Origin of the sequence: Corallococcus aberystwythensis (assembly GCF_003612165.1) — a bacterium.
Taxonomy (GTDB): domain Bacteria; phylum Myxococcota; class Myxococcia; order Myxococcales; family Myxococcaceae; genus Corallococcus; species Corallococcus aberystwythensis.
In genome coordinates, this window is sequence record NZ_RAWK01000275.1 from 1 (window position 1) to 12883 (window position 12883).

Annotated in this window: 13 protein-coding genes; 6 read left to right on the forward strand and 7 right to left on the reverse strand. The window is 69.6% G+C overall.

Annotated elements, in window-relative coordinates:
* Together D7W81_RS33530 and D7W81_RS33535 are read left to right on the forward strand one after the other, a co-directional pair.
* Window positions 1-594, forward strand: a 594-nt coding sequence (locus D7W81_RS33530; protein WP_244227588.1) for a DnaJ domain-containing protein, incomplete at its 5' end; no start/stop codon positions are given.
* A 23-nt stretch (window positions 595-617) separates the two neighbouring features.
* Entirely contained in the window at window positions 618-1382 is a 765-nt protein-coding gene (locus tag D7W81_RS33535) for a CvpA family protein (RefSeq protein ID WP_120559480.1), read from the forward strand.
* Here D7W81_RS33535 and clpX read toward each other — a convergent pair.
* Complete coding sequence (gene clpX / locus D7W81_RS33540; protein ID WP_120559481.1) at window positions 1372-2448, reverse strand: ATP-dependent Clp protease ATP-binding subunit ClpX; 1077 nt, start codon at window positions 2446-2448, stop codon at window positions 1372-1374. The two genes, D7W81_RS33535 and clpX, sit on opposite strands and share 11 nt — an antisense overlap.
* 237 nt (window positions 2449-2685) lie before the next feature.
* Here clpX and speA point away from each other — a divergent pair, with 237 nt between their 5' ends.
* On the forward strand, window positions 2686-4692 hold the full coding sequence (speA, locus tag D7W81_RS33545; RefSeq protein ID WP_120559482.1) for a biosynthetic arginine decarboxylase: 2007 nt from the start codon (window positions 2686-2688) through the stop codon (window positions 4690-4692).
* A 13-nt stretch (window positions 4693-4705) separates the two neighbouring features.
* Here the strand turns inward: speA and D7W81_RS33550 are convergent, their stop codons facing one another.
* The 3 genes from D7W81_RS33550 to D7W81_RS33560 form a co-directional block, all read right to left on the reverse strand.
* On the reverse strand, window positions 4706-5233 hold the full coding sequence (locus D7W81_RS33550; protein ID WP_120559483.1) for a hypothetical protein: 528 nt from the start codon (window positions 5231-5233) through the stop codon (window positions 4706-4708).
* 122 nt (window positions 5234-5355) lie between these two features.
* Window positions 5356-5784 (reverse strand): OsmC family protein, encoded by a 429-nt coding sequence (locus D7W81_RS33555; protein ID WP_120559484.1) that lies wholly within the window; start codon window positions 5782-5784, stop codon window positions 5356-5358.
* A 43-nt stretch (window positions 5785-5827) separates the two neighbouring features.
* Complete coding sequence (locus tag D7W81_RS33560; RefSeq protein ID WP_120559485.1) at window positions 5828-7054, reverse strand: deoxyhypusine synthase family protein; 1227 nt, start codon at window positions 7052-7054, stop codon at window positions 5828-5830.
* Between the two features lie 196 nt (window positions 7055-7250).
* Here D7W81_RS33560 and D7W81_RS33565 point away from each other — a divergent pair, with 196 nt between their 5' ends.
* The gene (locus D7W81_RS33565) at window positions 7251-8093 is read left to right on the forward strand and encodes a PHP domain-containing protein (protein WP_120559486.1); all 843 of its coding nucleotides are present in this window, start codon (window positions 7251-7253) and stop codon (window positions 8091-8093) included.
* On the opposite strand, the gene D7W81_RS33570 is transcribed toward D7W81_RS33565, so the two are convergent.
* Window positions 8090-9634, reverse strand: coding sequence for a methyl-accepting chemotaxis protein (locus tag D7W81_RS33570; RefSeq protein WP_120559487.1), 1545 nt, complete (start codon window positions 9632-9634; stop codon window positions 8090-8092). The two genes, D7W81_RS33565 and D7W81_RS33570, sit on opposite strands and share 4 nt — an antisense overlap.
* A gap of 268 nt (window positions 9635-9902) precedes the next feature.
* On the opposite strand from D7W81_RS33570, the gene D7W81_RS33575 reads away from it, so the two are divergent.
* Both D7W81_RS33575 and D7W81_RS33580 read left to right on the forward strand, forming a co-directional pair.
* Window positions 9903-10271, forward strand: a complete 369-nt coding sequence (locus D7W81_RS33575) for an NADH-quinone oxidoreductase subunit A (RefSeq protein WP_120559488.1) — start codon at window positions 9903-9905, stop codon at window positions 10269-10271.
* Window positions 10272-10280: 9 nt separating this feature from the next.
* Window positions 10281-10844 (forward strand): NADH-quinone oxidoreductase subunit B, encoded by a 564-nt coding sequence (locus tag D7W81_RS33580; protein ID WP_120559489.1) that lies wholly within the window; start codon window positions 10281-10283, stop codon window positions 10842-10844.
* A gap of 83 nt (window positions 10845-10927) precedes the next feature.
* On the opposite strand, the gene D7W81_RS33585 is transcribed toward D7W81_RS33580, so the two are convergent.
* Window positions 10928-11299 carry a PaaI family thioesterase gene (locus D7W81_RS33585; protein WP_208721567.1) on the reverse strand — a complete coding sequence of 124 codons (372 nt, stop codon included), beginning with the start codon at window positions 11297-11299 and terminating at the stop codon, window positions 10928-10930.
* Window positions 11289-12883, reverse strand: a 1595-nt coding sequence (locus tag D7W81_RS33590) for a sulfatase-like hydrolase/transferase (protein ID WP_120559491.1), incomplete at its 5' end; no start/stop codon positions are given. The genes D7W81_RS33590 and D7W81_RS33585, both read right to left, overlap by 11 nt.

Sequence of the window (12883 nt, forward strand, 5' to 3'; positions counted from 1 at the left end):
CCGCCGCCCTCCTCTGAAGGCCCCGCCCTCAGCCCGGAGCAGCTCACGGACCTGGAATCGCGCTGCGCGAAGCTCGACCAGCTGGACTACTTCGAGCTGCTCGGCCTGGAGCGCACCGCCGCGCCCGGCGACATCAAGAAGGCCTTCTACAAAGAGAGCCGCGTCTACCACCCGGACCGCTTCTTCCAGCTGGAATCCAAGGCCCTCAAGGACCAGGTGAACGAGCTCTACAAGCGCGTCACCGAGGCCTATTACGTCCTGCGCGACGACACCAAGCGCAAGAAGTACCTCTCCGACATCGCCGGCCCGGACCGCGCGCAGAAGCTGCGCTTCACCGACGCCTCCGAGTCCGAGACCAAGGCCGCCGCGAAGAAGGAACAGGAAGAGCAGATCGGCACCCATCCCAAGGGCCGTCAGTTCTACACGCAGGCCCAGAAGGACCTGGAGTCCGGCAACCCGTCCGCCGCGGAGCGCAACCTCAAGATGGCGCTCACCTACGAGCCCTCCAACGCCCGCTACAAGGAAGCCCTCGCGGAAGCCCAGAAGCAGACCGCGGACAAGTCCAAGGGCGACTCCTCGTTCAAGATCCGCTAGCGGCGCACCCAGGAGCCCACCGCATGGTCATCGACCTCATCCTCCTGGGCATGGTGCTGTTCTTCGGCATCCTCGGCGCCCTCTCCGGCGCCGCCCGCCAGGTGGCCAACTCCGTAGGGCTCGCGGCGGGCTACTTCGTCTCCCGCAAGCTCGCGCCCGTCATCGGCCCCAAGCTCGCCGTCGCGCTGGGCTCGCCGCTGCTCATCGGCACGCTCTTCGGCACGGTGCTGCTCTTCGTCGTCACGTGGCTCACCGTGCGCTACGCCCTGGGCGCGCTGCTCCTGCGCATCCTCTCCGGCAAGCAGTCGGAGGAGCGCGGCATGGACCGCACGCTGGGCTTCATCCTCGGCGGCGGGAAGATGGCCGCCCTGTTCTGGGTCTGCCTGAGCGCGCTCACCTTCATGGAGCAGCACGTCGTCATCGCCGGCAAGCGCTGGGGCGTGGCCCCGAAGGGCTCCGTCGCCTTCGACCTGTCCCGCCGCTTCAACCTCTTCGAGCTGACCCAGTTCGCCCCGCTGGAGGACCTGGTCCGCGTGGCCCAGGCCACGCACGACCCCGCGAAGGCGAAGAAGCTCCAGGACGACCCGGCCTTCAAGGCGCTGCGCAAGGACCCGCGCTTCCAGACCGCGCTGTCGCGCCAGGACCTGCAGGACGCGCTGGAGCGCGGTGACACGCAGGCGCTCCTGCGCAACGACCTGGTGCTCCAGCTCATCCAGGACCCTCAGGCGGCGGCACGGCTGGGCGCCGCCGCCCGGGCCTCCGAACGGCCGGCTCCCGCTAAGCGTTGAGCTCCACGTCGTCCAGGCTCGCGAGCCGCGCCTTCACGAACTCCGCGTCCACCGCCACCTGACGGTGCCGCCGCTCCGGCGCCTCGAACATGATGTCCGACATCACGTGCTCCAGGATGGAGCGCAGGCCGCGAGCGCCCAACCCGCGCGACATGGAGTAGCGCACCACCTCCCGCAGGCCGCTCTCCGGGAACTCCAGTTCAATCTCATCCAGCGACAGGAGCTCCTTGAACTCGCGGGTGATGGCATCCGGCGGCTCGGTGAGCACGCGCAGGAGGTCGGACTCGCCCAGCCGCTCCAGCTGCACCATCACCGGCATGCGGCCCAGGAACTCCGCCATCATCCCAAAGTCCACCAGCTGCTTCGTGGAGATGCGCTTCTCCTTGCGCTTCGCCGTCAGCGCGTCCGCGCCGAAGCCCATGGCCCGGCCGCCCTCGTCGCCGAAGTCGTGCAGGTCGCTGAACGTGCCCGCGCAGATGAAGAGGATGTCGCGCGTGTCCACCTGCACGAAGTCGCTCTTGTTCCACGCCTGCGTCACGTTCATGGGCACGTGCACCTCGCGCCCCTCCAAGAGCTTCAGCAGCGACTGCTGCACGCCCTCACCGCCGATGTCGCGGCTGCCCGCGCCGTTGCGCGCGCCTTGCGTACGGCGGGCAATCTTGTCCACCTCGTCGATGAAGATGATGCCCCGCTGGGTGTCCTCCACCGAGTGGTTCGCCTTGAAGAGCAGGTCGGACACCATCACCTCCACGTCCTTCCCGTAGTAGCCCGCCTCCGTGTACTCGGTGGCGTCCACGGTGGTGAACGGGACCTGGAGGATGTCCGCCAGGTTGCGTGCGATGTGCGTCTTGCCGCTGCCCGTGGGACCGATGAGCAGGATGTTGGACTTCTTGATGAGGGACTGCCGTCGCATCCGCCGCGCCTGGATGCGCTTGAGGTGGTTGTGCGCGGCGATGGCCACCGCCCGCTTGGCGGCCTCCTGGCCGATGACGAAGCGATCCAGTCTTTCGAAAATCTCCCGCGGGGTCAGTGGCGCTGCCTCTTCCCTGCGTGCGGACGACTCCATGTACCCTCCCCTTCTCTCCACTCGGCCTCCCGGTGCTGCCTGGAAGGAAGGGTAGGAATTGGATGCTGACCGGCCCACCAGGGCCAGCACCCGAAATGGGGCCCCTGCTTGCCTGCCTGCTCTGGAAACAGGCGGCTATTGAATGCCCGGGACGTTTCCGATAGTCCGGCCCCCCTCCCGTGTTCATGGGAGTTTCCACACCCCCGCCGCGCGCTCCACCGGAGGCACGAAACAACGATGGCCGCTCCCTCCCCTCAGCACCGCTGGACCCTGGCCGATGCCCATGAGCTGTACGGCATCCGCAACTGGGGCTCGCCCTACTTCGGCATCAACGACAAGGGCCACGTGTGCGTCCATCCGGACGGGCCCGCTGCTCCGAGCATGGACCTCAAGGAGCTGGTGGACGAGGTCCGCCGCCGGGGCATCGGCCTGCCGCTGCTCCTGCGCTTCACGGACGTGCTGCGCCACCGCGTGGTGCACCTGAACAACGCGTTCAAGAAGGCCATCGCGGATCAGGGCTACAAGGGCCTGTACCGGGGCGTGTACCCCATCAAGGTGAACCAGCACCGCTACGTGGTGGAGACCATCATCGAGGCGGGCAAGGACTACACCTACGGCCTGGAGGCCGGCAGCAAGCCGGAGCTGCTCGCGGTGATGGCGCTGCTGGACAGCGAGGACGCGCTCGTCATCTGCAACGGCTACAAGGACGAGGAGTACATCGAGACGGCGCTCTTCTACTCGCGCCTGGGCCGCAACGTCATCCTGGTGGTGGAGAAGCCCAGCGAGCTGCCCCTCATCGCGGAGGTGGCCCGCCGCACCGGCATCACCCCGCGGCTGGGCATGCGCGTGAAGCTGTCCACGCGCGGCGCCGGCAAGTGGGAGGCGTCCGGCGGTGACCGCTCCAAGTTCGGCCTGTCCTCGTCGGAGCTGATGAACTGCATCAGCTTCATGAAGGACGCGGGCCTGCTCTCCTCCTTCGAGCTGCTTCACTTCCACCTGGGCAGCCAGATCTCCAACATCCGCAACGTGAAGAACGCGCTGCGCGAGGTGGGCTGCTTCTACGTGGAGGTGGCCCGCCAGGGCGCGCCGCTGAAGTACCTGGACGTGGGCGGCGGCCTGGGCGTGGACTACGACGGCTCCCAGACGAACTTCGCCTCCTCCATGAACTACACGACGGAGGAGTACGCCAACGACGTCGTCTTCGGCGTGATGGAGGCCTGCGACCGCGCGGGCGTGCCGCACCCCACGCTCGTCTCCGAGTCCGGCCGCGCCGTCGTGGCGCACCACGCGGTGCTGGTGGTGGACGTGCTGGGCACCAGCGAGTTCGACCCGTCCCAGACGCCCGACAAGGTGGACGAGAAGGCGCCCTCCGTGGTGCGCAACCTCTATTCGACGTTCCGCGAGGTCACGAACAAGAACGTCATCGAGGCCTTCCACGACGCGCAGGACGCCAAGGAGGAGAGCCTCCAGCTGTTCTCGCTGGGCCACCTGTCGCTGGAGCAGCGCGTGGCGGCGGAGAACCTCTACTGGGCCATCTGCCACAAGATCCTGCGCGTGGCGCGCGAGGCCGGGGAGATTCCGGAGGAGCTGGAGGCCCTGGAGAAGCAGCTGTCGGACACGTACTTCTGCAACTTCTCCGTGTTCCAGTCGCTGCCGGACTCGTGGGCCATTGATCAGCTCTTCCCGATGATGCCCATCCACCGCCTGGCGGAGAAGCCGACCCGGCGCGCGACGCTGGCGGACATCACCTGCGACTCGGACGGGAAGATCGAGCACTTCATCGACAAGCGCGAGGTGAAGGACGCGCTGGAGCTGCACGCGCTCAACAGCGACGACTACTACCTGGGCATCTTCCTGGTGGGCGCGTACCAGGAGATTTTGGGCGACCTGCACAACCTCTTCGGGGACACGCACACGGTGCAGGTGTCGCTCGCTCCGGGCGGCGGCTACCTCATCGACCACGTCGTCGCCGGGGACACGGTGACGGAAGTGCTCAACTACGTGAGCTACAACAAGGACGACCTCGTCGCGAAGCTGCGCAAGTTCACGGAGCTGGCGCTGCGCCAGGGGCGCATCACCCTGGACGAGTCGCGCAACCTGCTGCGCGTCTACGAGGACGGCCTGTCCGGCTACACGTACCTGGAGCGCGAGGTGGACGCGACGTTCACCTCCGCCAGCCAGCTGCGCCTGCTGCCCGGGCCGGAGACGGGGACGCGTCCCCCCGTCTCGCCCTCGGGGACCTGAAGGCCCTGACGAATCACGCCTCCGTCGGGACCGGTGCCTGTTCGCCGGTCTCGACGGACGTGTCGCTGAACGCCTGGTCCGTCGCGCGAAGCCGCAGCGTCTGGAGCGTCTCCAGTTGCCCGTCCGCGCGCTCCGCGAGGAAGCCGAAGTCGAACCGCGCCAGGCGCGGATCCTTCGCGGCGATCCGCTCCAGGCTCCGCCACAGGGACACGCGCCCGTGGGAGCCCACGCACAGCCCCTCCAGCTCCACCAGCCGGCTCAGCGGCGAGTAGCGCAGCCAGGAGCCGTTGAGCTTCAGGCGCGACAGCTTCTCCGTGATCCACGCGCCGCCGACCTTGAGCGGATCCACCCGCACCTCCAGGGCGGACATCACCGCCAGCAGCGTGGCGCGGTCCTGCTCCAGCAGGGGAATCATCGTGGCCAGGTACTGGCCCACCGGGTTGCTGCGGTTCTCGCGCTCCGCCCGCTTCGCAAGGTCCACGCCCACGGTGGAGCCCAGGAGATGGTCGTTGAGGTAGATGCCCAGTCGCTTCACGTTCATGCCGAGTGCCCCTCCCCCGAGGCATCAAAGAACTTCAGGAGGGTGGGCACGACGGCCGCTTGCCGCACGGCGCCGTTGGGGCTCGGAAGGCAGGCGGCCTGCCGAGCCCCCTCACGGCTGCCTCAGTCCGGGTAGCCGAACGACGCCGTCACCTTCACGTCCGGGTGGAGGCTGCGCGCCACGGGACACTCGTGGGCGATCTTCTCCAGCATCGTGCGCTGCTCCGGCACGAGGCCCGCCGGCATCAGGATGGAGATCACCAGCTCTCCAATCTTGCGCGGCGGCGGGGTCATCCGCTTCTCCACCGTCGCGCGCACCTCGCCCAGCGTGATGCCCTCCTTGCCGGCCACCAGGTGCATGGTCGTCACGACACAGGACGCCAGCGCCGTGGCCACCAGGTCCGTGGGGGAGAAGCTGCCGCCGGTGCCGCCGTTGTCCTTCGGCGCCTCCGTGGGCAGCGTCGCGCCGGAAGGACCGTGCGTCACCTGCGTCTTCAGCTGGGGAGCACTCACCAGGGACATCACCACACCCGTCGCGGGCTGCTGACTCATTACCGTCTCCTTGGGATTGAGGCCTTGGGGAAAGAACCGCGGGCTAGCGGACGAAGCTGTCGTGGGCCTTCGCGTCCTCTTCGGAGGAGGGCTCGGCGTCCTCGACGCTCCAGTCCAGCGTCTTCATCAGCGACTTGCTGCGCTTCTTGACGTCCGCGTCCAGGAACTTCACCGCGTCGTCCATCTTGTCCATCAGGCGCATGGGCTTGCGCTTGTTCTTGGGCTCGCTGAACAGCGCGTGCGTAAGCCAGGGGAACACCGCCGTCACGTCGCAGTGCACGTACATGGAGCCCGTCTCCACCGCCTCCACGGACACCTTGCCCCAGGTGTGGCCCTCGCCGGCGGGGCAGCTGGACAGCGCGCCGTTGTCCACCGGGTCCACGCAGAACTGCACGTCGATGTCGAAGCCCGACGTGGGGACGTTGAGGATTTGATCCAGCAGCGGCTCGCCCTGGAGCGTGTAGTTCTTGGGCACGCCGCCGCCCAGGATCCAGATGGCCAGCTTCCCGCTGCCGTGGTGGCGGCAGTAGTGCTGCATGGCGGCCATGGAATAGACGTCGTCGTTGATGTCGAGCTCGAACTTGAACTCGTCACCCAGCAGGCGCTTCAGCTTCACGACGTTGAGGAAGATGGAGCCGTCCTGCACCGCGCCCACCCAGATGGGGACGCCGTGCTTGTAGCAGGTGGACAAGAGCGACGGCTGCTTGACGCCCAGCTGCTTCTCGATGCCGTGGATGGCCTTGCCCAGGAGGTAGTGGAACTCCGGCGTGGTCATCTTCTTCTGGAACTGGGGCTGCCGGAGGATGGCGGAGAAGAGGCGGTCGGTGTCGAGCAGCGCCTCCTCCCAGAACCCCAGGTCGTAGATGCGGATGATGCGCGCCAGGCGGTACTGGAGGTCGCCCGCGTTGGGGTTCACCTCGCGGATGCCGTGGCCGATGATGCGGTGGGCGTCGTGGTAGAGGTTGGCGCCAGTGGTGGTGATGGCGGAGATGATGCCCTTCTCCACCATTGGGATGAGGCAGGACTGGTGCAGGCCCGCGGGCGTCATGGCGCCCGACAGCGTGAGGAAGATGGACGCGTCCTGCTGCACGGACTGCTGCATCAGCTCGAACGCGGTGCGCTCCTGCCGGCCCACGTAGGCGCTGAACGCGTGCGCGAGCAGTTCCGCCGGCTTCTCCTTGCCGGTGATGGGGCGCGGATCCGCCTTGCGCGCGTTCGCGTAGGCGGCGCGAAGGGAGGACTTCTTCGGGGTCGGGGTCGTCTTGGCCATGGCGCGGCGATCTAACACCGCCCGCCTGCCAAGGGGAGGCCCGCCTTCAGCCCTGCCCCTCCCCAAGGGGTGGGCACCGGACAGGAAGAAACCGCGTGCCGTGCGGATTCACACAGGGCCCGCTCTTAAGGCCCCTTCCCATGGGGACATGGCGTAAGAGTGCCCGCCTCGCCGCCTTCCAGAGGGTTCCCCCGCCGTGATCGACCTGCATTCGCACACCACCGCCAGTGACGGCCAGTACCCGCCCTCGGAGCTGGTGGCGCGCGCCGCCGCCGCGGGCGTCACCGTCCTGGCCGTGACGGACCACGACACGGTGGCGGGCCTCCAGGAGGCACGGCAGGCGGCCCTCGCGCACAAATTGGAACTCGTCCCCGGCATCGAGCTGTCCGCCTTCGTGTACGCCAAGGAGGCCCACATCCTGGGCCACTTCCTGCGCCCGGAGGACCCGGACCTCGCGCGCTTCGCGGACCGGCTGCGGGAGGAGCGCACCCGGCGCATGGAGGCCATGGTGGCCAAGCTGCGCGGGCTGGGCTTCCCGGTGCGCATGGAGCAGGTGCGCAAGGTGGCCGGGGACGCGCAGCTGGGGCGGCCCCACCTGGCGCGGGTGCTGGTGGAGCAGGGCTGGTGCGTGGACCTGAAGGCCGCGTTCGACCGCTTCCTGGGCACGGGCCGTGCGGCGTGGGTGGAGCGCTTCAAGCTGGATGGCGCGGAGGCCATCCGGCTCATCCGCAACGCGGGCGGCACCGCGACGCTCGCCCACCCCGGCTCCTCCAAGATGGAGCGCCCGGAGATTCAGGCGCTGGCGAAGGCGGGACTCTCCGGCCTGGAGATCCTCAGCGTGGACCACAACCCCTCGGTGCGGCAGAAGTACCTGGCGCTCGCGGCGGAGTTCGACCTGGTGCCCACCTTCGGCAGCGACTTCCACGGCGAGGCGGTGGCGCCCGACCACCGCCTGGGCGCCGCGGCCATGTCCCTGGAGCTGTTCCAGAAGCTGCGCGCCCGCGCGCCGTCGTCCCAGCCCGTCTCCCAGCCCGTTTAGGGTCGGGGCTGGGCCTTGAAGCGGCTGGTGACGGCGGTGAGCCCTTCGGCCACGGACTGGAGGTCCTGCGCGATGCGGGTGGTGCGGCCGGTGGCGTCCACGCCCTGCTTCACCAGGTCCGCCACGTTGCGAGCCCCCTGCACCGCCTGCTCGCTGGACTGACGCTGCTGACGGGTGGCGATGGTGATCTGCCGCGCCGCCTCGCTGGTGCCGCGCGCCAGCTCCACGATGCGCAGGAAGACGGAGGAGGCCTGCTCGGCCACCTCCACGCCCCGGTCGCTCGTCGCCATGCCCACGCGGGCCTTGGACGCGGCCTCTTCCCCCGAGTCCTGCACCTTCTCCACGATGCGGGCGATGTCGCGCGCGGACGCGGACACGTTCTCCGCCAGCTTGCGCATCTCCGCGGCCACCAGGGAGAAGCCCCGGCCCACGTCGCCCGCCTTGGTGCCCTCCAGCGCCGCGTTGAGCGCCAGCAGGTCGCTGCGCTCCGCCACCTGGTTGATGACCTGGGCAATCTTGGAGACCTGCTGCAGGTCCTTGTTGAGCCCCACGATGGCGTCCGCCACGCCCTTGGACTCCGTGCGGATGTCGTTGATGCCGCCCACCACCTGCGCCACCACCGCCATGGCCTCCGCCACCGCGTCGTGGGTGCGCCGCGCGCTGGACTCCACCACCTCCGTGGACGAGGAGATCTGCTCGGCGGTGCGGGAGAGTTCCTCGAACGTGGCGGCGATCTGCTGCGCGTACGCGGCCTGCTGGCTGATGACGTGCTCCTGATCCGCGGAGGCGCCCATCAGCCCGCGCGACGCGCTGGACAGCTGCTCGGTGCGCGTGACGAGCTCCATCACCGTGGAGCGCAGTGTGGCCAGCATCTCGTTGAAGGAGGTGGCCATCTGCCGCACCTCGCCGGCGGCGGACACGTCCAGTTCGCCCCGGAACACGTCGCCCCGGGCCACCTCGCGCGCCACCTGCGTGACGCGCGACACGGGGTCCGCGATGGCGCGGCTGATGATGACGGCCAGCCCCAGGCCCAGCACGGCGGCCCCCAGGTAGCCCATGAGCGAATAGCCCTCCGTCGCCGCCAGCGCGGCCTTCACCTCGTGGGTCCCGAAGCCGGCGCGGTACACGCGGCCGTCGCTCTCACAGCGCACGACGACCTGTTCCTGGAGCCGGGCCACCGTGCACGCGCCGGGCGTGAGCTGGGCCGGCTGCGGCGGCCCTTCCGGCAACTGGCCACGCACGGCGATCACGGTGCCGTCCAGGCGGGTGAGCTCCTGGAAGTTCAGCGTGAAGCCGCCGGACTCCACCTGGGAAAACACCTCGTCGCGCCGCGCGCGGGCGTCCGGCGAGGTGTCCGGCAGCGCGAGCGAGGGGTGGCGCACCACCACCGTCCCCAGCGTCATGGCCCGTCCGGCCAGGACATCCAGGCCCGCGGCCGTCTGCCGGGCGGGGAAGTACACCCCGCTGAAGAACACCACCGCGAGGCACGGGAGCAGCACCGCGATCGCCACCTGCATCCGCAAGGTCAGCCGGCCCCACATGTCGACGACTCCCCAGGCGATGAGCGGAACAAAGGACAGCCCGCTGACGCTAGGCGTGCGCTCCCCACACCGTCAAACGGGCCCCGGGCCCAGGGCGCGGCTGATCCACCCCGAGTCCAGGGGCAGGCGTCCGGGCGGCGTGGAGGCGGCGGATGAGGGCGGCGGATGGGCGCGGCATTTCGGCCGTCTTCTCAAGGGGTTGGCGCGCCGGGCGCGGGGGTGTTTCCCTTTGACACGACGCCAGCGGTGTCGTTAGGGTCCGCGCCCGATGACTACACCCCTCGCCCCGTACCTGCCGATGGCGGTGGTGCTCCTGCTGGCCGGTGTCATGGGGATGATCATCCCCCAGGTCACCACCCGGCTGGGCCCCAAGCGCCCGAGCAGCACCAAGTCGGCCCCCTTCGAAGCAGGCTCCGAGTCGAGCGGTCCCGCTCGCCAGCGCTTCGCCGTGAAGTTCTACGTCATCGCGCTGCTCTTCATCGTGTTCGACGTGGAAGCGGTGTTCCTGTACCCCTGGGCGGTGAACTTCCAGGCGCTCGGCTGGTTCGGCTACGTGGAGATGCTGGTTTTCGCGTCGACCCTGGTCGTGGGCCTTATCTATGTCTGGAAGAAGGGCGCTCTCGATTGGGAGAGCTGAGACAACGCCATGGCTGACACCGACATCGCTCCGATCATGACCACCCGCCGGGAGGAGGCCACGGGCTTCTTCCAGAAGCTGGTGTCCAAGGGCCTGGGCTGGGCTCGCAAGTACTCGCTGTTCACCTACCCGTACGCCACCGCCTGCTGCGGCATGGAGTACATGTCCGTGGCCGCCAGCCGCCACGACATCTCCCGCTTCGGCGCGGAGTTCCCCCGCTTCTCGCCGCGCCAGGCGGACCTGCTGATGGTGGTGGGCACCATCAACCTGAAGCAGGCCCCCATCCTCAAGCGCGTCTACGAGCAGATGACCGAGCCCAAGTGGGTCGTGGCCTTCGGCGTGTGCGCGTCCTCGGGCGGCTTCTACGACAACTACGCGGTGCTCCAGGGCATCGACCGCATCATCCCGGTGGACGTCTACATCCCCGGCTGCCCGCCGCGTCCGGAGCAGGTGCTGGACGGCCTGATGCTGCTCCAGGACAAGATTGGCAACCAGGTGCACCGGCTGCGTGACCCGGGCGAGCCCAACGAGACTGCGGCGCACCACGCCCGCATGCTCGCCGCCGGCAAGTAGTCACACCGCGCCTGCTTCACCCCACGGGCCCCGCGCCGCCTCTCACGAAGAGGCCGGTGACGGGGCCCGAGGCGTTTCCGGGCCTACCAGCGGTGGTACGCGGGGTGGCCTTCCTTCACCGCGACGAAGGTGCCCCGGCAGGTGGCCGTGACCTTCCCGTTCTCCGCGGTGAGGGTGCCCTCCACGACGACGCGGTCCCCCTGGATGTCCACGGGCTTCGCGGACAGGTGCACGGGGCCGCTCATGGGCGTGGGGCGCTTGAGCACGATGGCGTAATCGGCGGTGACGGTGCACGGCGGGGTGGCCGCGCCCTGCGCCTTCATCAGGTGGTACGCCGCCGTCCAGTTGCAGTGGCAGTCCAGCAGCGCGCCGATGATGCCGCCGTTGAGCACGCCGGGGAACGCCTGGTGGTGCTCCTCGGGCGTCCAGTCCGCGACGACGAGGTCACCCTCCACGCGGCTGCGGATGCGCAGCCCCTTCGGGTTTGCCGGGCCACACCCGAAGCAGGCGTTGTGGGGGGCGTACGTCTCCTGGAGGCCGGGGGCTGTTTCGGTCGTCGACATGGCCGGCGACTCTACGTGAGGCGGACTCCGGCGCGCGCTCCCGAGCGGCGTCCAGCCAGTCCGCCAGCGCGCGCGCGTCCGCCCCTTCACAGTCGCCCGTACAGGTGCGCCGCACGCGGCCATCCGCCTGCGGCCGGTCCACCACCCAGCGCTGGCCGTCGAAGGCGCCGGTGTCCTTCTCGCGCAGCACCGCCGCGTCCGCGTCGTCGCCCATCTCCACCACCCCGTCCGGGCGCAGGCGGTACGCGTCGAAGGTGCGCGGGGCGCCCGGCCAGTGGCCCGGGTCGAACACCTCCGGACTCACGTGCGTGTAGCCCGTCTCCGCGTACAGCGGCGTCAGCGGACGTCCTTCTCCGCGCAACAGCGGCACGAGCGACGCCCCGTCCGACTCCGGCAGTGCCGACAGGCCGGACAGCTCCAGCAGCGTGGGCCCCACGTCCACCAGCCGCGCCAGCGCGTCCACCTGGGCGGGCCCCATGCCACGGCCACCCGGCGGCTTCACCGCGAGCAGGATGCGGTTCTCCTCGTCGCCCAGCCGCGCGCCGTGCACGGACGTCGCGCCCGCCAGGTCCGGCCGGTCCGCGTGGAAGCTCTCGCCGTGGTCGGACATCAGCACGATGAGCGCGTCGTCGTAGCGTCCGGAGGCCCGCAGCGCGTCCAGCAGCGTCCCCACCTGCGCGTCCGCCTGCGCGAGCAGCTCGTCGTAGAGCCCCTCCGCGCCCTCGCGACTCCACGCCCCCTTCGCGCCCGGCGACACCGGGGCGAAGTGCATGCGCAGCCGGCGCTCCAGCGGTTCGGACGCGGACACGTAGCGGCGGTAGAACGGATACACGGGGTCGCCCGGGAAGTGCGCCGCCGTGGCGTGGAAGGCGAAGAGCAGCGGGCCCTCCCCTGCCTCCGCCACCAGTCCGTCCGACAGCCGCCGGGCATAGCCCATGGGGTCATGGATGCCGGCCAGCGCGCGGTTGTCGATGAACTCGGGCACCCACGCGGCGCCCGCCGGGTTGTCCGCGAAGAGGCCCAGCGCCCGGTAGCGCAGCTTCTCCAGCGCGAAGTTGAGCGCGCCGCGAGGAGGCTGCCAGCGCGTGGCGAAGCCTGAGGCCGGGCCCTCGAAGTGGAAGCGCGAGCAGTCCGTGGCGAACACGGTGCGCCATCCGGCATCCGCGAAGCGCTGCGCGAACGTGGGCGCCAGCACCATCCGCGCATCGGACGTCAGCGGGTAGCGCACGCCCGTGCGGTACGGCCAGCGCGCCGTGAGCAGTGAGCGCCACGCGGGCTCCGTCTGCGCCACCGGCGTGTAGGCCCGCGTGAAGAGCGTGGCGTCCTGGAGGAAGCGGTCGACCTGGGGCGCCACTCCACGCCCCGTCGCCCCCAGGCGGTCCGGCCGGAACGCGTCAATGCCGATGAGCACCACCAGCGGCTGCCGGACGGAAGGCCCGGCCCGGGGCACCGTCAGCGCCACCCCCACCCCCACGA